The 26,206-nt window shown below is 47.3% G+C and carries 20 protein-coding genes; 11 read left to right on the top strand and 9 right to left on the bottom strand.

Annotated elements, in window-relative coordinates; genetic code table 11:
- From T538_RS19225 to T538_RS0108610, 4 genes are all read right to left on the bottom strand, one after another.
- Nucleotides 1-162 (bottom strand): transposase (locus T538_RS19225; protein ID WP_197028316.1); only part of this gene is annotated, 162 nt, incomplete at its 3' end.
- A 195-nt stretch (nt 163-357) separates the two neighbouring features.
- Nucleotides 358-1,437 carry a helix-turn-helix transcriptional regulator gene (locus T538_RS0108620; RefSeq protein WP_031533367.1) on the bottom strand — a complete coding sequence of 360 codons (1,080 nt, stop codon included), beginning with the start codon at nt 1,435-1,437 and terminating at the stop codon, nt 358-360.
- A 393-nt stretch (nt 1,438-1,830) separates the two neighbouring features.
- Complete coding sequence (locus tag T538_RS18375; protein ID WP_031533366.1) at nt 1,831-2,034, bottom strand: hypothetical protein; 204 nt, start codon at nt 2,032-2,034, stop codon at nt 1,831-1,833.
- A 163-nt stretch (nt 2,035-2,197) separates the two neighbouring features.
- Nucleotides 2,198-5,932, bottom strand: a complete 3,735-nt coding sequence (locus T538_RS0108610; protein WP_155993080.1) for a beta strand repeat-containing protein — start codon at nt 5,930-5,932, stop codon at nt 2,198-2,200.
- Between the two features lie 1,802 nt (nt 5,933-7,734).
- Between T538_RS0108610 and pepT the strand changes: the two genes are divergently transcribed.
- The 3 genes from pepT to T538_RS0108585 all read left to right on the top strand — a co-directional run bounded on the left by pepT (nt 7,735) and on the right by T538_RS0108585 (nt 11,714).
- Nucleotides 7,735-8,955: a peptidase T gene (pepT, locus tag T538_RS0108595; RefSeq protein WP_031533360.1), complete on the top strand. Its 1,221-nt coding sequence runs from the start codon at nt 7,735-7,737 to the stop codon at nt 8,953-8,955.
- Nucleotides 8,956-8,965: 10 nt separating this feature from the next.
- On the top strand, nt 8,966-11,221 hold the full coding sequence (locus tag T538_RS0108590) for a cation:proton antiporter (protein WP_031533359.1): 2,256 nt from the start codon (nt 8,966-8,968) through the stop codon (nt 11,219-11,221).
- A 67-nt stretch (nt 11,222-11,288) separates the two neighbouring features.
- On the top strand, nt 11,289-11,714 hold the full coding sequence (locus T538_RS0108585) for an HIT family protein (protein WP_031533358.1): 426 nt from the start codon (nt 11,289-11,291) through the stop codon (nt 11,712-11,714).
- 92 nt (nt 11,715-11,806) lie between these two features.
- On the opposite strand, the gene T538_RS0108580 is transcribed toward T538_RS0108585, so the two are convergent.
- From T538_RS0108580 to T538_RS0108560, 5 genes are all read right to left on the bottom strand, one after another.
- A complete protein-coding gene (locus T538_RS0108580) occupies nt 11,807-14,176 on the bottom strand; it encodes a glycoside hydrolase family 127 protein (RefSeq protein WP_031533357.1) in 2,370 nt (789 codons plus the stop codon).
- A gap of 125 nt (nt 14,177-14,301) precedes the next feature.
- Nucleotides 14,302-14,745, bottom strand: a complete 444-nt coding sequence (locus T538_RS0108575) for an RNA-binding S4 domain-containing protein (protein WP_031533356.1) — start codon at nt 14,743-14,745, stop codon at nt 14,302-14,304.
- Nucleotides 14,746-14,751: 6 nt separating this feature from the next.
- On the bottom strand, nt 14,752-15,315 hold the full coding sequence (gene pth / locus T538_RS0108570) for an aminoacyl-tRNA hydrolase (RefSeq protein ID WP_031533354.1): 564 nt from the start codon (nt 15,313-15,315) through the stop codon (nt 14,752-14,754).
- A gap of 20 nt (nt 15,316-15,335) precedes the next feature.
- Nucleotides 15,336-15,929 carry a 50S ribosomal protein L25/general stress protein Ctc gene (locus tag T538_RS0108565; protein WP_031533353.1) on the bottom strand — a complete coding sequence of 198 codons (594 nt, stop codon included), beginning with the start codon at nt 15,927-15,929 and terminating at the stop codon, nt 15,336-15,338.
- Nucleotides 15,930-16,082: 153 nt separating this feature from the next.
- Nucleotides 16,083-16,484, bottom strand: a complete 402-nt coding sequence (locus tag T538_RS0108560) for a DUF3276 family protein (RefSeq protein ID WP_031533352.1) — start codon at nt 16,482-16,484, stop codon at nt 16,083-16,085.
- Nucleotides 16,485-16,638: 154 nt separating this feature from the next.
- Between T538_RS0108560 and nusB the strand changes: the two genes are divergently transcribed.
- From nusB to T538_RS0108520, 8 genes are all read left to right on the top strand, one after another.
- Nucleotides 16,639-17,565 carry a transcription antitermination factor NusB gene (nusB, locus tag T538_RS0108555; RefSeq protein ID WP_031533350.1) on the top strand — a complete coding sequence of 309 codons (927 nt, stop codon included), beginning with the start codon at nt 16,639-16,641 and terminating at the stop codon, nt 17,563-17,565.
- A 25-nt stretch (nt 17,566-17,590) separates the two neighbouring features.
- Nucleotides 17,591-17,908 carry a preprotein translocase subunit YajC gene (gene yajC / locus T538_RS0108550; protein WP_031533349.1) on the top strand — a complete coding sequence of 106 codons (318 nt, stop codon included), beginning with the start codon at nt 17,591-17,593 and terminating at the stop codon, nt 17,906-17,908.
- Between the two features lie 8 nt (nt 17,909-17,916).
- The gene (locus T538_RS0108545; RefSeq protein WP_031533347.1) at nt 17,917-18,909 is read left to right on the top strand and encodes a CdaR family protein; all 993 of its coding nucleotides are present in this window, start codon (nt 17,917-17,919) and stop codon (nt 18,907-18,909) included.
- Nucleotides 18,900-19,469: a dephospho-CoA kinase gene (gene coaE, locus T538_RS0108540; protein WP_031533346.1), complete on the top strand. Its 570-nt coding sequence runs from the start codon at nt 18,900-18,902 to the stop codon at nt 19,467-19,469. The genes T538_RS0108545 and coaE overlap by 10 nt, the downstream gene beginning before the upstream one ends.
- 122 nt (nt 19,470-19,591) lie before the next feature.
- Nucleotides 19,592-20,014 (top strand): DUF5606 family protein, encoded by a 423-nt coding sequence (locus T538_RS0108535; RefSeq protein WP_031533344.1) that lies wholly within the window; start codon nt 19,592-19,594, stop codon nt 20,012-20,014.
- 124 nt (nt 20,015-20,138) lie between these two features.
- On the top strand, nt 20,139-22,742 hold the full coding sequence (clpB, locus tag T538_RS0108530) for an ATP-dependent chaperone ClpB (RefSeq protein WP_031533343.1): 2,604 nt from the start codon (nt 20,139-20,141) through the stop codon (nt 22,740-22,742).
- 157 nt (nt 22,743-22,899) lie between these two features.
- Nucleotides 22,900-23,487, top strand: coding sequence for a DUF6621 family protein (locus T538_RS0108525; RefSeq protein ID WP_031533342.1), 588 nt, complete (start codon nt 22,900-22,902; stop codon nt 23,485-23,487).
- Nucleotides 23,488-23,573: 86 nt separating this feature from the next.
- Complete coding sequence (locus tag T538_RS0108520; protein ID WP_155993077.1) at nt 23,574-26,189, top strand: hypothetical protein; 2,616 nt, start codon at nt 23,574-23,576, stop codon at nt 26,187-26,189.
- Nucleotides 26,190-26,206 lie beyond the last annotated feature (17 nt).

Here is a 26,206-nt window from a genome sequence, read left to right as displayed (position 1 = left end):
TCCGCACTTGGCACACATCCAGCGTTTGTGGCAACGGTTCCAGTACTGTTTCTCGCAGCCACAGCGGCTGCACTTTATACCTTCTTTTTCGCGAGTTTCCTTGAGGTACTTTTCACAAGCTTCCTCGCTGTCGAAATGTTTTGCAAAATCCAACAACTTCATTTGACTATGATTTTTTCAATTGCAAAGATAATACATTTGGGAATATTGCGGATTATCATTAAAACAAATAAGAGGATGTGCCTATTTTGACACACCCTCTTTCTTTTGTTACAGATTAAGCAGCGAAAACATCCACTAATCAGCACAACATGTTGGTCAGTGGATCGCTCTTCCAAGTACAAAACTCTGGGAAGGTTAATCCTGCTGACGTTCATTTGAACATAGGATTTTCTTGATACGATAGTAGGTCTGGCGATCTTTGAAACCAGACTTAGTAATGGCTTCCTCCTTGGTAACTTCCGGATGTTGATCCATATATTCATCTACATGACGGCAACGCAGCATATTCACATAGTCGAAAAAGCCACCATACTGCTCTTTTAAGACTCTCGAAACGTATGTCTGGCTATAACCGCACACTTCAGCGACTTCTCTGAGCCTGAGATTTGGATTAAGGTATAATTGTTGATGTTCCAATGCCATTTCTATGCCATCAACAATCTTTTGTCTGGTATTCTCTGGTATGTCTTTCAGGTGATGGCACGGATGGTCTGCTGTTATGTCATTCCTTGTGCACAAAGCATCTTTAGGCTGTACGTCTGTAAAGCTGAAGCGGTTGGGTGTGTGTGGGGGGGGGCAAATTTTCGAGCAACTCTCTTCTGACTGCTCTTTTGCTGCTGTGTCTGCATCTTCCATTACACACTCCAGATGGCTCTCTTTGCGTTTTGGTGAAAGAATGGTGATAAGAAACACAACATTAAAAACAGATATAAGCAGGTTGACAACTGCAACATACGTGGGACTATCGAAGAGTATGACTGGCCATAATAACAAAGCCTGAAAGACAGGCACCATAAACACACGGCGAGCATACGAAAGTGGAAAATCATCCGTGTTGGAGTAGTTATCAGTGCTGTATTCCAGAGTCCACCTCCATACCAGCCACATGGCTACTGCACTATACAGTGTCAGTAGCAGTCCTGTTATGGTCACAGTGGTAAGAAGGGCTTGTTCCACTGCTGCTGTCAGATGATAGTTTGGCCAACAGGCTATGATTAACAACAAGGCTACCAATCCAAAAGTTATTATAGAAGCTACTTGGCCAGACAACCGCCACTTGTGCCACTGTCTCATCTTGCCGAAATAGGCAAACAACAATACTGCACTGGAAAAGAAATTGATCAGCAACAAATAGCTTTTAGTCAACAGCCATGCTTCGTGGTTCTTTGGAGCAAGTATATAGGGCAATAGAACTGCTGGAGTAAGAAATATCATAGATACTATACGGCGTGCAGGATAATAATACTCCTTGTGCGCACGTGCTGTTGGACAGGCATGAAACCACCGCACAGCAGAAAGCATAAGGCTGGTTGTGACGTACACCGTACAGGCGATACTATATATGAGTTCAACTAGAGAAAACATTCTTTCGTACCTATTATATAATAAACGGGTACTAAAGTAACATTTTTTTTAACACAATATAATTTATTACTCTATGCGAGATAATTTTTTAACATTATTTAAGGACTTCTGCGGGATTTAAACAAAAATAGAACCACCCTGGAGCCTCTTAAGAAGGACTTTTGGGTGGTTCCGTTTTCATGAATTAAGCAATCTCATTCATGCTGGGTAATCATCAGTACGGATATTTCTCAACAACTGTGTTTATTCCGTCGCATCGTTCTTTTCTTTGCGGATGTAGCCCAATTCTTTCGCACGTTTGGGATTGCGCTTAATCCATTCGCGCAATCTCTTGGCATGCTCTTTGGCATTGCTTTTATGGCAGCGTCTGATATAGAACTGAAACCACAACCCAAAGATGACAAAGCCAACCAGAACGATTAATGCTATTATTTGAATTATACTCATAGCCCATCAGATGTTATTCCAGCCAATCGTCATAGTCTGGTACATTGGGCGGAGTAGGATCTGTATAACTACCACTACCAGCCAGCAACTGCATCCGATGCGTCAACCGTATAGCTCTACAAGTAGGCTTCACATATTTCTCTTTTTCCATTGTATGTACTATTTACTTTATAATTACTTTTCTTCCATTATTAATATATAAGCCGCTCTTGCTTGGCTTTCCGCTAAGACGAACGCCGTCTATTGTGTACCATCCGTCAAATGTAACGTCACCTGTCTTGGTGTCAATCTCACCGATGCTGGTCACCTCGCCATTGCTGCCTACCAGGCGCACAGTGATGCTCTGCGGCAGTTCCTCCTCCGTTGCTGCTGTGCCACGGGTCAGTGCACGGGCATTAGCCGCATTCGGCATGTCGTTCCACAGCAGGTATGCCCTCATCGGGCGAATCTTGGCGCCGCTGGCTACCCTTACGAAGTCACCCACATTAATGCCATCTTTCGCCACGCCGGCAAAGCCGTAGGCACGGCCTATCTCTTCTGCGGTATAATAATCATTGGAATTCCATTCTTTAAACCAGTATGTTCCCTTAAACGTCCAGTGGCTGCCAGGGTCAGCTGTCACGCAGTTGCCGCCGCCTTCCGTGCTGAGCGTCACACTCCCATTAATATTTGGGAACGTCATTTCTGTCGCTGTAGGCATAAACAGATACGGCGTGTTGGCAATCAGCGTGCCCTCATTATTTGCATCATTGCCTGTTTCCTGCATCGTAGCAACCCACTTATCGTTTTCTTTCTTTACGCCTACAAACTTATAGAACGTGCCGCCCTCTTCGCCGCTGCAGGTATAGTTGAATGGCAGCATCACCGTCGAAGCCACGCCCGGAGTGAACACGCGGTTGTTGGTTACGTGATTCACGGTTTTGTTAATAACAGAAGGAATATCGACTGGCTCTACCGATGTGCCTTCTAATAACGCCGTTTTTCCGTTCTGGTCTTGATAAACGTATACTGCACCAAATTGATCTGCTAAGTAGGGTGTTATGGTAAACATCGCTTCTCTTGAGCCAGCATAGTTGCCCATGCCGGTGATTGTATAGGCATGGTTGCCAGAATCCTGAATTGGGCCGCTCGGAGGCGTCACGGTGTAGTCGGTATTCTCAGTGAGCACTGTCTCGCCGTCCTTCACGATGATGTCGGGTGTCAATTCGTAGCCATTCCATGTCTGCGACGGAATGGTGATGCTGATGTCATTATTGGTCATGGACTTGACAATCTTAAACTCCTTCTCCACAGAGCCCAGCGATACATAGTCGCCTTGGAAGGTAGCTCTCACCTTAGCTGTGCCAACATTCGTATTATTTGTGTAGGAATATTCATAATCCGTGCCTTTGGTAAGGCTGAGCGAGCCAGCGATGACTGTCGGCTCGGGGGTGATGGCACTGCCTGTATAGGTCTGGTCGGGAACATCGGCAATGGTTGGAGTGACTTTCTGCACAATGATGCGGCGGTTGCCGTTCTCAATGATTGTGAAGTAGTCGCTGGTGCTTGCAGTCACGTCATTTTCTTCGTGCTTATAGACGATGCTTCCGCTGTTCTTGATGCTCGATGCGTCCACAATGTCAATGCCTGTGGTGATGGTAATCGTTCCGATTTCGTTGGTACAACCGCTATAGGAAAATCCCGTGCCGATGCCGTCTGCTGATGTGCCGCCCGTTGCCTTTACAGTGCCACCCTTGATGGTGATATTGCCAAGCCTTGCAGTTTTACTACCACCATAGATAACGCCCGTGCCGATGCCTGCGCCCCACTTACTGCCGCCGTTGGCTGTGATGTTTCCGCCCTCGATGATAATATCGCCACCGATGACGTTATCATCAGGATTCCACGCACGGCTCAGACCGATACCTGCGGATTGATTACCGCCATTTGCCGTCAGCGAACCGTTGCCCTTAATCGTGAGCGTAGTGCCAAAGCCGCCAACCTGGATGCCCGCCTTGAAGGATGCGCCCGTCACGCTATTCGTGCCGACAAGAGTAATCTCCGCTGTTCCATCACAAACGATGCCGCCGCTGATGGTTGCATTGCTGAGCGTAATCTTTGCATTTTCAGCAATCGTCACGGTATGGCTCGTCGCAGCGGTCAAGATGTCGCCATCGACGACGGTGAAGTCACCGGGGGCTTGCGACAGGTCGATGTTGCTGCTGTGTTCGATGGTGGCCGTCACGGTTATGTCGGCTGTGCCTACGGTAACGCTGTAGTAGCCGCTGCCGTCAGCCGTCAGTGTGTTCGCGCCGTCATGCACATTAGATGCCGTATAGGAAAAGCTCGCCTTGAACGTGACAACCGTTCCCGAAATGTACTTGCCGTCGCCATCTGCTGTGATCGTTGCGCTTACAATCTCCATATTGGCAGGCAGATTGACGGAATAGGTGGTAGCGGTGGATGCCGTCACGGTTACGTCTGCCGCAGGTACGGTGAAGGTGTAAGTTCCGTTTCCTGCATCCGTCAGCGCGACACTGCCGTCATTCACCCGAAGAGTGCTTGCATCTATCAGATGGCTGACGGTAAGCGTCACGGTTGTCCCTGCAACAGCCTTGTCAACATTGCTCGTGACAAGACTGCTGATACCATCGGCAATCGTGATGGTGCGGTAAATCTTGGTGTCCTCTTCCGTTATCTCCGTGGTGCAAGCCTCGTTGCTGAAATACTTGCCGCACATGGAGCACTGCCAATACGCGATGTGCGTGTCCGTAGCATCGTTGTGTACGCCCGTGTGAGCAATCATAGGAATCTCAACATCCGATGCGTTGAGTTCATTCGTTCCGTTCGCGTCCGAGAAATACTTACCGTCGCTGCTGCGCTGCCAGCACTCCTTCTTGATGCCCACTTCTGTACAGGTTGCCGCCCTTACCGTCAAGTGCGTATAAACAAAAGGAAATAGCTTCTTGCCGTTCAACGTGGATAAATTTTCAATCGTGCCGCTGTAGTTAGTCGCGCCGTCGGTGAAAGTCTGCCCGTTGGCTATCGTCATTGTTTTGCCATTGGTATAGGTATCCACCTTTATGTAATCGTCAGTGCTGCTATAGCTCAGGTTGATATTGGCATCGATCTTCGATGCTTCCAGCTTGCCGCCGCTGATGTTAACAGCATTATCCGGCCAGATACCCGTCGAACCGTTTGTGGTGAACGAGCCGCCGCTGATATTAAAGCTACCATTAAGGCATCGCATTCCCATGAATGATGTAGTCAGATTTACAGAGCAGCCCGATTGCGTGTAACTGGAAACATCTACGGCTATCTTATATGAGCCTGTAGTCGTAACGTTGAGCGTTCCCTCGCCGAGGACGTTAAGCGCATACGACTCGCCATTGATACCATATTCGGAAGAGCTGACGGTCATCTTCGCTCCGCTGGCAATGACGAGGTAGGTGTCGCCGATGAGGTTGAGCGTGTGGTCAAACGAGATGTCGCTCTCTACCTTGTAATATCCTCCGGCCAAATTACTCACCGTCGCATCCGTCAAGGCCACAGCCGAGGCTTCGTCAGCACCGCCGACGAGACCGGCGCCAAACGTGACATTGATTGTCACTCCCGTGCCATTCCAGATGTCGTTGGGCATCTGGAATGTGGCTGTTGAGCCGCTGATGGCGATGTCGTCCACGGAGGTACCATCCTTACTCGGTTTATATGATAGTTTTGCACTGGTCACGATATTACCGGCATCAGGCGCGAAGGTCAGCGTAACGCTTGCGCCATCATCAACCGTCGTAGTGAGCGGATTGCCCGCCGTAGCTGTTTGGTTGCCAATAGACACCGAACCGCTGCCCGTCACGTTGACGGTTACATCGACCGTCCCCGCCCACGCCGTCGCCGCCGTGAGCAGTGCAAGGAGCAACATGAGTACCATCCGCTTCGTAAAGTACTTAATGTTTTGAATTTTTGTTTTCATATGTTTTACTTTTTGCTATTTATTTCCAAATTTGATATCTTTAGATATTAGAATACTTTCTAATGCCTTATCAGTCGTTAGGGGATTAAATGTCAATACACAACTGAAAATACATGTACCTCCCGACAAGAAAGAAAAAACGATCTTGCATAAAACACCTGCTACACCTGCAACATATTCTGTCACCTCATTAACCGCTTTTTCGAATAATATAGTGGAAATGCTTTCGACCCGCTTTCGTTTTTGTCATCTGCGACAATTATCGTTGCACTACCTTTCTTCAATAGTCCCTCAGGAGTAATGAATCCACTGAGATTTTCCGTCAAGCCTATCGTGCAACAGCCAGTCATTGATATTGAGACTGGCTTAGCTGCCTTTACGTTTTCCATCAACTTAGCATTGCATGTAACTTGCAAGCCATTGTTTCCTACTATTGTTTCCCGCATAGCTGTAATAGTTTAAGTTTATACAATTATTTGACTGCAAAGGTACGAAGAATAGATGGAAAAGGGTGTTGCACTAACAACAACTTTGTAGTACTTCGTTTCAAATTTGTCGTAACTTGTTACAATTTTCACATTCTTGATGACATTCAGCTTTTTAAAATCAAGTTTTTTCTGCGTCTTTATGACAAAGGTACGATTAATGATGAGAAAAATAATATTCAATCTTCAAACAGCGAAAACATCCACTAATCAGCGCTACAAGTTGCCTGTTATTTTGCTGTTTAGTGGATAATAATGTTGCTCAGTGGATAGCTCTCCCAAGTACATAATTAACGGTTTACTTTTACATAAAAAAAATTTTTTATTATGAAAGAAAAGAATGTTAATGGGAGTGCTTGCTACAGTGAGCATGTGTTTGTGAGGATTGAGTGGGGATATAAGAGAGTCTGCATACACGACATCTTGTATCTGGAGGCACAGCAGGACTGTTGTAATATCTATCTGCTGAAAGAAAACAAAGTGAGCAGAACAATACCTATGTGCGAGGTATTTATCCCAAATCGGTCATTAGAAATTAGGCATGTCTATTTTTCTAATGACCGATTTGGGTTTATCATTACTGAATTGCATACCTCTTGAACGAAGTAGCTTGATTTGGTCCTCTATTGTGCGTGGCTTCTAATTGCTCATAGTGTCTATAAAAAAAAGGTGACCCGCCAGCAGATCAATGGGATGCCGACGGGTTCTGTTATCGTCTGATTCGGAATGTTTATCCGAAAATCGTCATATTTTGCAAATGCAAAAATAATGCTTTTTCTCGAATTATGCAAGATATCGATTTTATTTTTAGTGAAACTTTTTTCATTAGTTCACTACAGCCATAATCTTATCATCCCTATACGTCAAATAGTAGTTGGACTTTCTTCAGAGTTTCATACTAAACTCAATTGCTACATCTGCAATTTCCTGTAAAGTATTATCCTATTCCGATTCTCAACCGTTGGTCTACCCTTATAAGCCCTTCCCCGTACCTTCCGGCTTACTTAGATGTATCTTCCATCTTGCTTCCCTTTTGCTTCCCTCTTGCTTCCCTCTTGCTACCTTCTTCCTACCTTCTTCCTACCTTCTTCCTTGCCGCTATTTTGTATTTCCAAAAAGAGTATTTTGTCTTATAATTGTTCTTTATAAGCTCTCAGTAATTATGAATTCTGAATTGTGAATTTTCAATTCTTAAGTGAATTGTCCATTGGCAATTCTGAATTGTGATTTTTTATTCTTATTTTTGCATAATAAATTATAACTTTTATGGACATTGTAGAAAGATTTCTTAATTACGTTAAGTTCGATTCGCAGTCGGACGAAAACTCTGAAACTGTGCCAAGTTCGGCAAAGCAGTGGAATATTGCACGTTATCTGAAAGATGAACTTGAGGCTGTCGGACTTGAGGACGTTGTGCTCGACGATATGGGATATGTTTACGCAACCTTGCCTTCGAACATCGATGAGGAAGTGCCTACCGTGGGCTTCATTGCACACTACGACACATCGCCAGATTGCAGCGGTGCCGACATCAAGCCGCGAATCGTTCACTACGAGGGCGGCGACATCAAGCTGAATGAGGAGGTCTACACTCGTGCCGACCAGTTCCCAGAGTTGAAGTCGCACGTTGGTGAGGACATCATCGTTACTGACGGAACAACGCTTCTGGGCGCAGACGACAAGGCTGGTATTGCCGAGATTGTTCAGGCTATGGTCGAACTGAAGGAACATCCGGAGTGGAAGCACGGAAAGATTCGCGTGGCATTCAATCCAGACGAGGAGATTGGCATGGGAGCGCACCACTTTAACGTAGAGCTGTTCGGCGCAGATTTCGCCTACACTATGGACGGCGGCGAAGTGGGAGAGCTTGAGTTCGAGAACTTCAACGCGGCAGCGGCAAAAATCACGCTGAAGGGTCTGAACGTTCATCCGGGTTCGGCAAAGAACAAGATGATTAACTCATCGCTCGTTGCCATCGAACTGAACTCTATGCTTCCGGCACAGGAGATTCCTGCCAAGACTGAGAACTACGAGGGCTTCTTCCACCTGATTGCCATGAGCGGAACGGTTGAGAACTCAACGCTTCAGTACATCATACGCGACCACGACCGCAAGAAATTCGAGGCTCGCAAGGAACTGATGAAGCAGGTTGTGGCTAAGATTAACATGATTTACGGTGCTGGTACGGCTACGCTCGACATGCACGACCAGTATTACAATATGCGCGAGAAGATTGAGCCTGTGATGTATGTAATAGACCTTGCAAAGAAGTCGATGCTCGATGCCGGCGTAACGCCAAACATCCACGCAATTCGCGGAGGCACCGACGGCGCACAACTTTCGTTCAAGGGCTTGCCTTGTCCTAACATCTTTGCCGGCGGTCTGAACATGCACGGCAGAAACGAGTGCGTTCCGGTTCAGAGCATGGAGAAGGCTAAGAACGTGGTTATTGCCATTGCAAAGAATGTTGTATCGTTAAAGAAATAAAATACTGAATATGGGAGAACTACCAAGCTTAATATCAGACCTCGCCCTAATTCTGGTGGTGGCAGGCTGTGTGTCGTTGTTGTTTAAGTGGCTCAGGCAGCCTGTGGTGCTGGGCTATATAGTGGCAGGCTTTCTGGCAAGTTCGCACATGCCATACACGCCGTCGGTGATAGACACCGGCAACATCCATTTGTGGGCGGATATAGGTGTGATATTCTTGCTCTTTGCGCTTGGCTTGGAGTTCTCGTTCAAGAAGATTGTGAAGATGGGCAGCGCGCCGGTCATCGCCGCCTGCTCCATCATCGTTTGCATGATAATCGTTGGCGTTGGCGTCGGCAAACTTTTTGGGTGGAGTCAGATGGACTCTCTCTTTCTTGGAGGAATGCTCGCCATGTCGTCAACCACTATCATCTACAAGGCTTTCGACGACCTTGGGCTGCGGCAGCAGAAGTTTGCCGGACTGGTTCTCTCGGTCCTCATCATCGAGGATATTCTTGCCATAGTGCTGATGGTTATGTTGAGCACGATGGCCGTCAGCCGTAGTTTCGAGGGCGAGAAGATGATTTTCTCGCTGCTGAAACTTGGCGGACTGCTCATCTTGTGGTTCATCACCGGAATTTTTCTGCTTCCGCTGTTCTTCAAGAAATTCAAGTCGATGCTCAGCAACGAGACTATGCTTATCGTGGCTCTCGGACTGTGCTTCGCGATGGTTGTTGTTGCCGATTTGTGCGGCTTCTCGGCTGCCTTCGGTGCATTCATCATGGGAAGTATTCTTGCTGAGACGCTCGAGGCTGAACGCATCGAAAGTCTGGTATCGCCCGTGAAGGATTTGTTTGGCGCGATATTCTTCGTGTCGGTGGGAATGATGGTCGACCCGATGATGCTCATCGAGTACTGGAAGCCTATTGTTGCCATCACGGCGGCGATTCTGATTGGTCAGTCGGTTCTTGGAACGGGAAGTTACCTGCTTTCGGGACAGACTCTGAAAGTAGCCATTCGAAGCGGATTCTCCATGGCTCAGATTGGCGAGTTTGCCTTCATCATAGCGAGCCTCGGAGTGAGTCTCGGCGTTACGAGCCACTTCCTTTATCCGGTTGTGGTGGCTGTTTCGGTTATAACAACCTTCATAACGCCGTACATGATAAAGGCGAGCAATCCGGCTTACGACGTGGCGGTAAGGTATATGCCTTCGAAAATAGCCAATCTGATTGACAATTATACGAGCGGCGGAACTCTGCTGATAAGGCATAAGAACAACTGGAATCGCTTGCTGAAGTCGATTTTGCGCGTAACGGTAGTCTATATGGTGCTGTCGGTTGCAACGATTCTGCTTGCGTTCCATGTGCTGTTGCCGTTCCTCTCGGAGTTGATGCCTTTCAGGTATGCAAGATGGACGGTTGCCGTGCTTACGCTGTTGTGTATCGCGCCTTTCATCCGCGCCATGATTGCCAAGAAGAACCGCAGCGAGGAGTTCAAGGCTCTGTGGAACGACAGCCGACTGAACATCGCGCCGCTTGTAATGCTTGTCGCAGCAAGGGTGCTCATAGCGCTTGCGATGGTTGTGTATGTGATAGGTCATTTGTTTGGCTATAGCATGTCGTTCTCCATTGCTGTCGGACTGGTTCTCATCTTTGCCATGTACTCGTCGAAGAAGTTGCAGGAACGAAGCATCCAACTCGAAAAAACATTCTTCAATAATCTTCATTCGCGCGAGCGGTATGCCGAGGCGATGGGGCAGAAGAAAGGCTCGTACCTCACTCAGCTTATGAGCGACGAACTGCATCTGGCAAGCGTTTCTCTGCCCGAAAACTCGTGCTGGGAGGGCATGACGCTGAAGGAACTCGACTTGGGCAACAAGTTTAACATATCGGTGGCATCAGTAATCCGTGGAAGCATCAGGATTAACATCCCTGTTGCGCTTACAAGGCTCTATCCGCACGACAAACTCGAGGTTATAGGAACGGACGAGCAACTTACTAAATTCATCGAGGCGATGAATGCCGATGTCTTCGAAAACGAGGAGTTCGACATCGACGACCGCGAGATGAAACTCGTGGAGTTCGTAATAACCGCCGAATCGGTCTTTGCCGGAAAGAGCATCAGTCAGAGTGGAATAAAAGCCAAGTATCATTGCCTTATTGTGGGCATTGAGGTTGACGGGCAGATTCAGATGCCAAACCGCGACACGGTGCTTAGCGAGGGCAGCGTGGTGTGGGCTGTCGGCGAAAATGCCGATGTTGAAAGGTTGCCCGATTTGCGCGCCTGAAAATTTGGGCGAATGGCAAGAATACGCTATATTTGCAATATCTATTTAACAAAAACAATTATATAGTATGTACAGTGATCCAAAACAGTGCCTATACTGCACTAACAACGAAACTCTTCACAATCTGATGATTGAGATTGCTTCTTTGAGCGTTTCTCGCGTATTCCTTTTCAAGGAGCAGACATATCGCGGCCGCTGCCTCGTGGCTTACAACGGTCATGTAAACGACCTCAACGAACTTTCTGACGAAGAGCGCAACGCTTTCATGGCCGACGTGGCTAAGGTTACACGCGCTATGCAGAAGGCGTTCAACCCAGAGAAAATTAACTATGGAGCTTATTCTGACACTCTGAGTCACTTGCACTTCCATCTTGTTCCAAAGTACAAGGGAGGTCCTGATTTCGGCGGCGTGTTCCGCATGAATCCGCAGGAGACATATCTTACAGATGCCGAATATCAGGAGTTGATAGACAAGGTAAAGGCAAACTTGTAAAGAATTCTTCGATACGAATTTTGAATAAAAAAGAGCCGCTTCCACGAAAATATCGGGAAGCGGCTCTTTTTGTGAGGCTCGATTGCCAAGGCTTATTCAGCCTTTAGCAATCTAACTTCGTATATTTTGGCATCTTTGTTCTTGTGCGCAACAAACTTCACTCTTACCTGCTTCTTGTTTTTAACGGCAGATTCTGGAATCTCGTATTCCTCGAACTTGAATGCCGATGTGCGGTATTTTCGGGTATTGTTTACCGATTTTACAAGAACATCGTCGACGAAAATGTCGAATTCGTTTGACTGCCAGTCGTCTACGCCCCAGAATTTCAGACGCACTTTCAGGAGTTTTTCGCCGCCAGTCTTCATCTGATAACTGAAGAAACTGCCGTTCGAAGTTTGGCGGAATCCGCAGTTGTTCTGGTTGCCGCCAAACGATTTGTCGGTCTCCATAAAGTGGTCGCTCTCCGGCTGTTGCTCGCCCGGCTGAACCTTATCGACGGTGGCAGCCTCGAGTTTCTGGCGCGCCTCTTCTTCCTTGCTCAGCTGGTCGAGATAAGCCTTGTAGCCGTCGCCCGTGAAGGCGAGCCAGTACATCATGTAGCGCGAATCGTGAATCTCGAAGAATGGCTGAAGTTCGCCCTCTATGCCGTTAATCATCTTTGTGCCGAGGCTGAAGTGCAGAGGCTTGCCCTCGATTGGCTTGATGTCGTCGGCAATCTTCTCGATGTTGTCGCAAACAAGCATCGGAGCCTTGTCGATAGGCAATTGCTTGCCTGTTGCGAGCTGGCCGAATCGGCTGTCGTCGGCAATCAGATGAGCCAAGTCTTCTGTTCCGGTCTTCATGCCCAACAGGATTGGGCCGTGCATCAGAGCGATGTATTTTGGCAGATTTGGCAGATATTTCACGCTGTTGTGCATTGGGAATTCGATGTCAACAACATCGCCTTTCTTCCATTTGCGGTCGATGCAGATGTATGACGAAGGGCCGCTCACAAAGCCGAAATCCTTGCCGTTTACTTTTATTTTGAAGTCGCCGCTCTTTACCCAGCCCGGATAGCGCACCATCAGTTTGAAGGCTGCCTTTCCGTCGGCGATGGTGATGCGGCTCGTTTCTGAATAAGGGAAGTTTGTTTCCTGACGGATTACGACGCCGTTCTGCTTCCAGTTGAGTTCAGAAGCGGCAAAGAGGTTGACGAACAACGCATCGTCGATATGTGTGTAAATGAACTGACCGTATTTGCCGTGGTTCTCCATACCTGTTCCTACGCAGCACCACATAGCCTCGTTAGGGGCTGAATAGTTGCGGTAGTGGCGAGGACGAGCCGAGGTGAAATAGACGTATCCGCCATGCTCTGGATGCTGCGACGAGAGGATGTGGTTGAATGTTGCCAACTCGTAGAAATCGGCATACATCGCCTGCGGATTGGCACGGTGCAAATCTTCGGTGAGTTTCAGCATGTTGTTGGTGTTGCAGGTCTCAGGACCGTCGATGTCGGTCACGAAATCCTGACAAGCCTCCTTGCTCGGGAAGTGCTCGCGACGGCTGTTTCCGCCAAGGGCGAGAGAGCGGTCGTTGGTAACGAAATCCCAGAAGTTGAGGCTCGCGTTGTGATATTCTGCATCGCCCGAAAGTTCGGCAATACGCTCAAAACCAATTACTTTTGGAACCTGTGTGTTGGCGTGCATATTGTCGAGGCAGTCGATGTGCTGCGAAAGAGGGTAGAGTATGCGCTTGTGTGAGAATCGCTTGGCGCAGTCGAGGTATTTCTTGTCCTTGGTTATGGCATAGGCATCTGCCAGAACCTCGTTCATACCGCCATATTCGGTGTGCAGAGCCTGCTCAACCTGCTCGTCGCTGAGTTTTGATGTTATCATCACAGCCCAGTCGCAGAAGCCGAGGAAGAGCTGTTTTGCGTCCTCGTTGTTGCAATAGAGCCACGCATCGCGCAAGCCTGCGTACATCTTGTGTATATTGTAGAACGGAACCCATGCAGAGTGGTATTTTCCGAAATTGCCTTCTTTGAATGTAGACCACAACTGCGCGCTGCCCGGAACGCCGCCAACATAGCCTTTTCCCCAGTCGGGATGATTCTTGGCGTTAGCCTCGGCACATTCCTTCAGTTCGGCAATCATGTATTCCATGCGCTTGCGGCATTCCTCGTCGCCTGTTGCGGCATTTATGGCGAGGGCGGTGAGATAGTGTCCGCCTACGTGTCCATCAAGTCCGTCCCAGTTTGGGAACGACTTTGCCTTCGGGTTGAGTCCGGCTTCCTTTCGGTACGGAGCCAGAAGTCGGTCGGTGTCGTATTTCAGAAGAGTTTGGATGTTAAGGTCTCGTGCGTGTTTCAGAACGCCGTCGAGAAGTTTTACATCGCCAAGGTTGAACTCGTCGTGATAGAGTTTTTCTTGTGCATGTGCCGGAGCGGCAAGCATAAATGGTAAAAGATAATAGAAGAATCTCATTTTCTGTTATTTAAAATTATAATAAATGCCTTTAGATATTTTCGGAATGTGTTAGGGGGAGATAACAAAAATGCCGAAGTCTTGCGCCGTTTTTGTTTGTGGGCGCAAAACCTTGGCATGTTGTATTATTCGTCATCGTCAAGTTCGTCGTCATCTTGGTCGAAATCGAAGTCCATGAAGTCGAAGTCACCGGCAAAGGCAGGTTCTGTAAACTCGTCGAGGCTTCGGCGGTCCTTCTTTGTTGGTCGTCCTGTTCCTCGTGCACGGTTCACGAAACCGCTAATCTTGTTCATCTCGAGCAGTTCGTACTGGTCTGGTCGAGTAACATTTTCCAGCACATCTGGAATCAGCTTTGCGCCGACTCGCTTTTCTATGGCCTGCTTTATGCGGAACGAGTAGGTGATAGGCGGTTTCTTAACGTCAATCACATCGCCTACCTTAACTATTTTCGAGGCTTTAAGCGTAGTTCCGTTGCTCGAAACCCTGCCTTTCTTGCATGCCTCCGAAGCCAGCGTGCGCGTCTTGAAGATGCGCGCAGCCCACAGCCACTTGTCGAGTCTTGCTTCCATTGTGCGTTATTTGTTGTTGAACTGGTTCATTGTTATGTTTATGCCGGCAAGGCAGAATGTCTTGATGGCTTCGATGGCAACCTGTGCGCGCTCTTCAACGGTCTTCTCGTCGTCGGCGTTGAATCTGCCAAGTACGAAGTCTACCTGCGCCCCTTTCGGAAAGTCGTTTCCGATGCCGAATCTCAGTCGGGCATAAGCCTGCGAGCCTACGCATGCCGTTATGCTTCTCAAGCCGTTGTGTCCGGCCTCGCTGCCTTTCTGCTTTATGCGTATTGCGCCCACCTCGAGCGACAGGTCGTCGACTATTATCAGCACGTTCTCAAGCGGAATGTTCTCCTTCTGCATCCAGTAGCGCACGGCTCTTCCGCTTTCGTTCATGTAGGTCGACGGCTTTAGCAGCAGCATCTGCGCATTCTTTACGTTGAGTTGCGCCGTTGCTCCGAGATGGTTCGACTCAAAAGAAATATTGGACGCCTTAGCGAGGGCGTCCAATACTCTAAATCCTATGTTGTGGCGGGTTCCAGCGTACTCTGTTCCGATGTTGCCCAGCCCTACAATCAGATACTTCATTTAACGAGTGTTCGTTGTGATTACTTGTTAGCCTCTGCAGCAGAACGAGCGTTACGTGTCATCTTAACACCGCAAACAACAACCTCCTTAGAAGTTACGATCTCAAGACCGTCGAATGAAAGAGCAGCAACCTTGATAGTCTTACCAAGAGCAAGTGAAGTAACGTCGATGTCAAGCTTCTCTGGAATCTGGTTGTAAAGAGCCTTAACCTTAAGCTTGCGAACCTGTGCAACCAGCTTACCACCGGCCTTAACACCTTCTGCAAGACCGTTCAACTTGATAGGAACCTCCATTACGATTGGTTTGTCCTCAGTTACCTGATAGAAGTCGATGTGAAGGATGTTGTCCTTTACTGGGTGGAACTGAATCTCCTTAAGAACTGCCTTGCACTCCTTGCCGTCGATGCTAAGGTTTACAACGAAGATGTCTGGAGAGTAGATAAGGTTACGAACAGCTGCGTTAGTTACAGAGAATGCAGTTGCCTTAGGATTGCCGTTCTCGTCCTTCTCTACGCCGTACAATACGCAAGGAATCATGTCGCTCTTGCGAAGTTCGCGTGTACCCTTCTTACCAGTCTCGGTTCTCAAAGAACCTGCTACGTTAATTGATTTCATAATTAAATGTGTTACTCTAAATTAGTAAATTAAAAACTTTGCTAATTCGCCATCACACGGAATTTCACCATAAGATGTACTGAAAAGCGGCGCAAAGATACTGAAAAAAAAAAGAACCACCAAGAATAAGTGGCTCTTTTTAATTATGTTTCATCAGAAATCGATGTCTATTTTAATCTCGTCAGACAGAGGATTGTCGTTTGCCGCGTTCTCGGCTGTCTTAGCCTCGGCAACGCCGTTGTCCTTATCGCTCTCGCGCGAAGGGCATGCGCCCTGACGTTCCTCGATGTACTTTATCAGTTCGTTAAGGCCGTTCTTGAATTTCTCGAAGTCCTCTTTGTAAATAAAGATTTTGTGTTTCTCAAAGTTCACCTGAGCCGATTCGCCCTCGCCTGTGATGACTTTCTTGCTCTCGGTGATTGCAAGAAACATCTCATCCCTGCGGTTTTTCTTAACATCCATGTAATAGATTCGCTTTCCTGCCTTAATTGCCTTTGAGGCAATTATGTCAAGATCGCTCTCCCTGAATCCATTTTTTTTCTTGCTTTCATCCATAATTATTAATTCGATTTTTGGTTTTCGCCTCCAAAGTTGGCACTTTTTTTAAGAATACACAAGAATTTATTAAAGAAATTGCATTTAAGTGGTCATATTTCACGGATTTTCATTATTTTTGCAAACCAATATTAACATTCAATTTAGAGAAATTATGATTAATAGAGTTCTAATCCGCCTAAAAGCGGTTCAACTTGTCTATGCTTTCTATCAAAACGGAAGTAATAATCTTGATGCAGCGGAAAAAGAGTTGTTCTTCAGCTTGTCAAAGGCCTATGATCTTTACAAGTATCTTCTACTCCTAATGGCAGAGATTACACGTTTTGGCAGACATAACGTAGCACAACTTGAGCAGAGAGCTGTAAATACTCATAGTGGTGAGACTTACAGCCATAAGTTTATCGACAACAGATTTATTGCGCAGCTTGAGAAGAACAAGCAGCTGATTGAGTTTCAGGAAACACAAAAAAAGAACTGGATAGGCGAGGAAGCCTTCATCCGCTCAATGTACAAGCGTATAATTTCAAGCGATATCTATCAGGAATATATGGCTTCTGAGGAAAATTCCTACGAGGCTGACCGCGAGGTGTGGCGCAAGCTCTACAAGAACATCTTCTACAACAACGAGGAGTTGGAGGGCGTTCTGGAGAACATGAGCCTTTATTGGAACGATGACAAGTTCATCGTCGACACCTTCGTTCACAAGACTATCAAGCGTTTCGAAGAGGCTAACGGCGAGGATCAGGAACTTCTTCCTGAATACAAGGCCGATGAGGACAAGGAGTATGCAAGAGCCTTGTTCCGCAATGCCATAGAGAACGACGGAACATACCGCGACATCATTGCCGCACACTCACGCAACTGGGAGTTCAACCGCATTGCCTTCATGGATATGATTATAATGCAGTTGGCAATCTCAGAGATTCTTACATTCCCTAACATTCCGGTTAATGTAACAATCAACGAGTTTGTCGAGATTGCCAAGTTCTACAGCACTCGCAAGAGCGGCATGTTCGTAAACGGAATGCTCGACGCCATAGGCAAGTCGTTGCGCGAGCAGGGACAGATTAACAAGAACTAATCAATAATTTTAAATAATAAAACAAATGAATAGCCTTACAATTTTACTACAGGCTGCCGGTGGTGGCGGTATGCAGATGATTATTATGATGGTTGTAATCTTTGCCATCATGTATTTCTTCATGATTCGCCCACAGCAGAAAAAGCAGAAGGAGATTAACCAGTTCAGAAACACACTCGAGGTTGGCAGCAATGTCGTTACTGCCGGCGGAATCTATGGTACTGTCCGCTCAATCGAGAACGATAATACCGTTATCGTAGAGATTGCAAGAGACGTGCGCATAAAGGTTGACAAGGCATCGGTTTTCCCTGATGCAACTGCTACTCATGACAATGCAAAATAATTAAAGTTGTGAATATATCACTTGTCGGAGTGACAAGAAAGTTAAGGCGAATTCTCTTTGTAAGAAGATATAAGGATGTCTTGATTTTCTTGTCATTTTTGTTTGTATCTGCAGCCTTCTGGCTCTTCCTTGCCCTTGGCGAGGAAAACCAGATTGAACTTGAGGTTCCTCTCAGGCTTAACGGCGTGCCGCACAATGCCGTCGTGACCTCGGAGTTGCCTTCTAAGATTCGTGTGCAGGTAAAGGACCGCAGCATAGAGTTGCTTGCCTATCGCTACGGAATAACGCTGCGCCCGGTTGTTATAGAATGGTCTGAATACGAGAGTCAGGGCTTACATCCAAAGGTGCTTATGGCTGATGTTCAGCGCAAGGTGGCTTCGCAACTTATGTCGTCAACGCGCATAATGCAGATTAAGCCCGATACGCTCGACTTCATCTATACCTACGGAACATCTAAGCGCGTGCCTGTTGTTTTCGACGGAGAAATTGAAACTGGCTCTCAATTCTATGTCGTTAAGATGGAATTCAGTCCCGACTCGGTTCTTGCATACGCTCCGCAAGACCAGCTCTTGCAGATAAGAGAGGCGGCAACGAAGAAGATTTTGCGCTCGAACGTAACCGACACGATAACCTTCATGGCTGAACTCAGGTCGCCAAAGGGCGTGAAATACAGTCCCGACAGAGTCCGTGCAAAGTGTTATGTTGATATGTTTACCGAGAAGACCGTAGATGTTCCCGTTGAGGGCGAAGGCTTTCCGAACGGATATGTTCTGCGAACCTTCCCGTCAAAGGTCAGACTTACGTTTCAGGTTGGCGTAAAGGAATACAACTCGGTAGATGCAAGCAGTTTCAAGGTTGTGGTTAAATATGCCGATGTAAAAGACGGCGGACATAACGACAAGTGCACTCCGCAGGTTATATCGATGCCGCAGGCTGTAAGACGTCTGAAAATATCTCCCGATAAAATCGACTATCTGATAGAGAGAAAATTATGGAAATAATTGGCATAACCGGCGGAATAGGCAGCGGAAAATCGGTGGTGGCGCGCATCTTCCGTACCATGAACCGTCCTGTTTACGATTGCGACAGCAGGGCAAAGGCTGTTATGACTGAGTGCGCTGAACTCAGAAGCAAACTCTCCGAGGCTCTTGGATGCGAGGTTTACAACGCCGACGGAACGGTAAACAAGCCGTTTCTTGCTTCTTTTCTGTTCGCTTCAGAAGAAAATGTCTCGCTCGTCAATTCCATCGTCCATCCGTTCGTAAAAAAGGATTTCTTGGATTGGGTTCAGAAACACAATACTTTTAATAAGGTGTATATGGAATGTGCCATTCTGTACGAATCGGGTTTCGACTCGCTTGTAGACAAGGTTATTGCCGTAACTGCTCCCGAATATCTTCGTTACGAAAGAGTTATGAGGCGCGACGGCATAGCGTCCGAGCAAGTCCGCCAACGCGTGGAAAAGCAGATGGACGATAAGGAGAAATGCGAGAAGGCTGATTTTATCATCTATAATGACGAACGCAATAGCGTAATAAAGCAAATATTAGCAATAAGTTAGGCTCACTTTGTGTTGCCTTGCCACGATGCGGCGACGCAAATAAATATTGGTAGCGATTTGTCATTTATCAATATTTTATTATCTTTGCGAACCTAATTTTGAATAATTAAAATAAAGAAAAAATGATACAAGGAATACTTGCAATTACCGGTAAACCGGGTTTGTACAAACTAATTTCGCACGGAAACAGAATGCTTATCGTTGAGTCGCTAACAGACAAGAAGCGTCTCCCTGCATACGGCACAGACAAGATTATCTCTCTTGCCGACATCGCAATGTACACTGATGCTGATGAAGTTCCGCTGAACGAGGTTCTGGCATCTGTAAAGAAGCATGAGAACGGCGCAGTTGCAGCCATCGACCCAAAGAAAGCATCTGCCGATGAGTTGAGAAACTGGTTCGCCGAGATTCTTCCAAATTTCGACCGCGACCGCGTTTACAACAACGATATCAAGAAACTCATCAGTTGGTACAACATTCTTGTAAATGCCGGCGAGGACGATTTCTCTTCTCCTGAGGAGGAAAAGGCTGAGGAAAACGCATAACATTCTGCCAATATTGTCTTTACATAAAGCATAAAAGGTATAAAGTCTGTCATTTTTGGCAGACTTTTTTGTTTGGTCGATAGTTTGAACAAAGCAAGATAGAAAAAACTTAAATTATCAAATTATGGACTTTAACAAACTAACAATCAAAAGTCAGGAGGCGGTGCAGGAAGCACTTAATCTGGTTAGACAAAACGGACAGCAGCAGGTCGAGACCGCTCATCTTCTGCTTGGAGTCCTGAAGGTCGGAGATAGCATTGTTAACTTCCTTTTCCAAAAACTGGGTGTGAACAGCAGGCTCATTGAGCAGCTTGCTGAAAAACAGATGCAGTCATACCCAAAGGTAAGTGGTGGCGAACCATACATTTCGCGCGAGACAGAGGCTGTTCTCAACGATGCCATCGACGTGGCTGGCAAACAGGGCGACGAGTTCGTAACGCTCGATTCTATAATCATTTCACTTTTCAGAGTGAAGAGTCCGGTAGCTTCAATCCTGAAAGACGCCGGAGTTACCGAGAAGGAACTCTTCGCGGCTGCAAAAGAACTGAAGCAAGACCGAAAGGCTGATTCGCAGACTGCCGAGGAGACTTATCAGTCGCTGAAGAAGTATGCCAAGAACCTTATCGAAGAGGCTCGAAACGGAAAACTTGACCCTGTAATTGGTCGTGACGAGGAAATTCGCCGCGTTCTTCAGATTCTTTCGCGCCGAACAAAGAACAACCCAATTCTGATTGGCGAGCCGGGAACAGGAAAGACTGCCATCGTAGAAGGCTTGGCACACCGAATCCTTCGCGGCGATGTGCCTGAAAATCTGAAAAACAAGCAGTTGTACTCGCTCGACATGGGCGCGCTTATTGCCGGAGCAAAGTACAAGGGCGAGTTCGAGGAGCGATTGAAGGGCGTTGTAAACGAGGTGTCAAAGAGCGATGGCAACATCATTCTGTTCATCGACGAGATTCACACGCTTGTAGGTGCCGGAAAAAGCGACGGTGCAATGGATGCCGCAAACATCCTGAAACCGGCCCTTGCCCGTGGCGAACTCCGCAGTATAGGTGCAACAACTCTCGACGAGTATCAGAAATACTTCGAGAAGGACAAGGCACTCGAACGCCGATTCCAGCCGGTTCATGTAGATGAGCCTGATGTTCTAAGTTCAATCTCAATTCTGCGAGGACTGAAGGAGCGTTACGAGAATCATCACAAGGTTCGTATTCAGGACGATGCCGTGATTGCAGCCGTAGAGCTGAGCAACCGTTACATTTCCGACAGATTCTTGCCCGACAAGGCTATCGACCTTATGGACGAGGCGGCTGCCAAACTGCGCATGGAGCGCGATAGCGTTCCGGAGGAACTCGACGAGATTTCACGACGCTTGAAACAACTCGAAATTGAGCGCGAGGCAATTCGTCGCGAGGGCGACAATTCGAAACTCGACCAACTGAACAAGGATATTGCCGAACTGAAGGAGCAGGAAACAGGCTTCCGTGCAAAGTGGGACAGCGAGAAGGATTTGCTTAACCGAATTCAGCAGGATAAACTGAAAATCGAAGAACTCAATTTCGAGGCTGAAAAGGCCGAACGCGAGGGCAATTACGGTAAGGTTGCCGAAATTCGTTACGGAAAGTTGAAGGAACTCGAAAACGACATAAAGGCAGTTCAGGACAAGCTGAAGGACGCTCAGGGAGCATCTGCCATGATTAAGGAAGAAGTAACAGCCGATGATATTGCCGATGTTGTGAGCCGCTGGACTGGCATTCCGGTGAGCAAGATGTTGCAGAGCGAGCGCGAGAAACTCTTGAAGTTGGAAGACGAGTTGCATCGCCGTGTAATCGGTCAGGAAGAGGCAATCACCGCCGTTGCCAACGTGGTGCGCCGCAGCCGTGCCGGATTGCAAGACCCGCGCCGCCCAATCGGAACGTTCCTCTTCCTCGGAACAACTGGAGTAGGAAAGACCGAGCTTGCCAAGGCTCTGGCAGAGTATCTGTTCGACGACGAGAGCCTGATGACTCGTATCGACATGAGCGAGTATCAGGAGAAATTCAGCGTAACGCGTCTTATCGGTGCGCCTCCGGGATATGTGGGCTACGACGAAGGCGGTCAGCTTACCGAGGCGGTTCGCCGCAAGCCTTATTCTGTTGTGCTTTTCGACGAGGTTGAGAAGGCTCATCCCGATGTTTTCAACACGCTGTTGCAGGTACTCGACGATGGTCGTCTGACCGACAACAAGGGCAGAACCGTAAACTTCAAGAACACAATCATCATCATGACCAGCAACTTGGGCAGTCAGTTGATACAGAACGAGTTCAGTAAGATTCGCGGTTTTGAAAACGATGAGCGCAAGGTTGCCGAGGTAACCGAGAATGCCAAGAATGCCGTTCTGGAGTTGCTGAAGAAGACCATTCGCCCTGAGTTCCTGAACCGAATTGACGAGACGATAATGTTCCAGCCTCTGAAGAAGAACGAAATCCGAAGGATTGTTGAACTGCAAGTCAAGGGCGTTGCAAACATGCTGAAGGACAACGGAATAGAACTCCGTCTGACCGACAGCGCGATAGATTTCCTTGCCGACGTCGGTTTCGACCCAGAGTTCGGAGCGCGTCCTGTAAAGAGAGCCATCCAGCACTTGCTGCTTAACGATTTGAGCAAGCAGATTCTGGCAGGAACGGTAAACCGCGAGAAGCCAATCGTGGTTGATTATCAGAATGAGAAATTGGTTTTTGAAAACTAATTAGTCACATAAAAAATAAGGGAGTAGAGCCGAGAGGCTTTGCTCCTTTTTTTGTTGTCAGGCACACAACTTTGGTTGTGCGGTCATAACTTTTGCAAATCGTTTTGCCATCGCTGAAAAAAGTGTTATCTTCGCACCACAAAAACAAAAAGGAAAAATGGATAATAAGACAACATGGAATGAGACCGTTGTGCTCATTGATTCTACATATTCCGATGCCGTAGCATTCAATCTTACCGTAAATTTCGAGCGTATGCTTAATCGCCGTATTCCGAAGGCCGATTTGGCTCACTGGCTCGACTGCGTGGCTCTCGACGGCGGATTGCGCGAGGGCGACAACAACATCGATGTTGTCTTTCTTCATCCCGACGAGAAGAAGGAACTCGACAATTTCTCTCCGTCGGACTTTGAAAACGAACTGAACGACAAGGCTTTCAAGGATTCTTTGGGCGAGTTCAATCTCTATTCCTTCGGAAATGCCAAGATGACTGATTTCGGAGAGTTCTTCCTCGAAACGCTTCAGGTAATTGCCGATGCCAAGGAGGTTAAGCGATTACTCGTTGTGGGCAATACCGAGACGAGTTTCGAAGATATCCGCAATATTCTGAAAAAGGTTGACGGCAAGGAATGTACGCTTTTCGGCATGCAGCCGCTCATGCCCGGAAACTACCGACAGGAGATTTTGGGATATTCTCTGATGAGCGCTTTGGGAATCAGCAGTGAAGAAATTGAACGCGCCAGATAAAAAAACAATTTTATATTCTTTTTTTAGCGAAAAATATAATACATTTGCACATTAAGTGTTATCTCATTATCCTATAATATAGAAACATGAATAAAAGATATTTGTTAACTCTTTTGTGCATATTACTATGTGGCGTAATTGTGTGTGCAAAAGTCCAAAAGAAAGAGAACCATAATATTTCAATCGATCCTAAGTATCCTATAGAACTGCTCGGGCAGACAATAAAGTATAACGGAAAGTACATCGAGATTAACGACAGGCACCTGCTTGTTTGTCCTAATCTCGAGGATTCTGTCTATTACAGTCGAAAATATGTTTACAGATCGGTAAAAGAGGCTTTTCAGGAGATTCCAGACGAACTCACAACCGAGGGCGATATCTTCTTGTATCTTACACCTGGCGTGCATTGGGTCGATCAGCGTCTGCCAAACGATAACAAGAACGTAAAGATGCAGATGCACAACGGCGTGCCAACGTCGGTCACCTTTGCTTGTCACGACCTTCACATCGTGGGGCTGAATCCTAATCCGGAGAATGTTGTCATTGCCGGAAACCGAGGAAACATGCGCGGTGCGGTTGGCGATTATGCCATGTTCTTTCTGCGCACCGAAGGACTTTATATCGAAAACGTAACAATAGGAAACTACTGCAACGTGTCGCTTAAGTTTCCGCTGAATCACAGCCTCGATTTCGAGAAAATTACGTCGCAGAGCACTCAGGCGCAACTCTGCATCGGACTTGTAAACCACATGTATGCCATCAACTGCCGATTTATCGGAAGTGAGAAGGCTACGCCGCCGATGGGACGCCGAACTCTGTTCAACAAGTGCTTCTTCGAGGTGGGCGATATGCCGCTTCCGCTCGATGCCGTGTTCCTGAACTGCGACATCACATGGCACTCTAACGATATCTTCAGAACGATGTATCATTCGGTATTCCTCAACTCAAAGATTTATACCGAATCAGCCTCAATATGGCAGTTCCATGAAAATCCGAATGCCTTCCTGACAATGGTAGACTGTGAGGTGCACGACGATGATTTCGACCGTACCAACATGACCGACAAAGTCAAGACAATGGCAGGAAAGTCGCGCTGCTACTTCTCTAACGTAAAGTACAACGGCGAACTTCTGTCTTTGCCTGAGATGGAAGACGGTTTTGTAAAAGGTGGCGACCTCTCAAAGAACAATGAGATTCTGAGCGGATATTACAGCATAGTTCAGGACAGAAAGATTTACAACACCTACGACTTGCTTTGCGGAACCGACGGATGGGACCCTATGGGAGTGAAGACGTTCTTTACAAAGGTCAACAGCAAGGAGGTTAAGCCGTTCCGCTTTGCAGGTGCGATTGAGGTGCGAGGAAATGGCGGTTTTGCCGAACGCCGAATATTCGAGACCGACAAGATAAAGAACAACAGCACGATGGTGCTGAGAGCGAAATACGTTCACATTTCATCGACGGCTGCAAGCAAGATTGACCAGTCTGTCGAGTGGATTATTGACCCAAAATGCGCGTCGGTAGCAAAGATTGTCTCGGCTGCGGCAGACTCGTGCGTGGTATCGGTTTCTAACAATACCTACTATAACAAGCCTTGCAACGTGCTTGTAAGACTGAAGAACGGACTCGAATCGCTCTGCACGTTTACCGTCAGCGGCGAGGAACTCGAAGCACCGTCGTTTGTATCAGACCCTGTAATAATCCAGAACGGCAATGTTCTTTCGCTAAAATACAAGTTGAGAAATGCGGGCGACAAAGACAACTCGCTGGTTAAGTGGATGAGATGCAAGGACCGAAAGTCTCAGGGCATCTGTGTGATGACTAACAACGACGACAATACGCTTAACACATACCAACTGACTTCTGCCGACAACGGATATTACATAAAGGCGCAGGTTGCTCCGCGATGCAAGAACAGTAAGACGGGAAAGGCGGTAGTGGTTTCAACAAAGAAGCCTGTGACTATTCCTGCTTCGAACAGCGGCAAGATAACGTTCTCTTCAGATTTCAAGAATATGTCTACTGCCAATCAGCCAAAGGCTCTGCCTGGATTTTGGTTGCAGGACATCTATGTACCGCGAGATTCTGCCAACTTTGTTTGGTTTAACAGAGCCGGTGCTGATGCGTGGACATACGGCTCGGGAAGAGGTTCTGCTGCTCCGTACAAGGGCTTCTGCCAGCAGGTGCGAGGCGCAAGGCTCGTCTATATTCCAGATACGGTTAATACGTATTCGGCAGATGTAGACGTTACGTTCAAGATAACCCCGTCAAAGGGACAGGGACAGGGCGTTGCCATGAGCGGCGAGTACATCGACCTCTTCATTCAGTACGATCCTGTAACGAGCACAGGATACGGCGTTCGCCTTCAGAGGTGGCCAGAGTACAACCGTGCAATTACATACACCATCATGAAGTATCGCAACGGTTTTGCCACTCCTATTTCGCGTTCGGCACTTTCTAACTGCTTTGTTGGAGGCAGTTTCATAACGATAAGTATCAGCGGCCGCGACATTGCCGTGAAGTCGTACAGCGACTATCCGGTAGAGATGCGCAACAGAACGGAAGATGTGAATTCCGAGGTTCTGCTTACGGCAAGAGTCAATCCGCTGCCATTCCGCGCAATCGGAGTTCACTCAATGGCGTCCCAGTCGTCGCCAATCTTGCTTCGCGAGATTAACTGCGAGTGGAAGGGAAAGCAATAATTAAGTAAAAATAGAGT

Origin of the sequence: Bacteroides sp. Ga6A2 (genome assembly GCF_000702225.1) — a bacterium.
In the GTDB taxonomy this organism is placed as follows: domain Bacteria; phylum Bacteroidota; class Bacteroidia; order Bacteroidales; family Bacteroidaceae; genus Ga6A1.
Note: the sequence above shows the minus strand (reverse complement) of the source record. Positions and strands in the feature narration are given on the sequence as shown.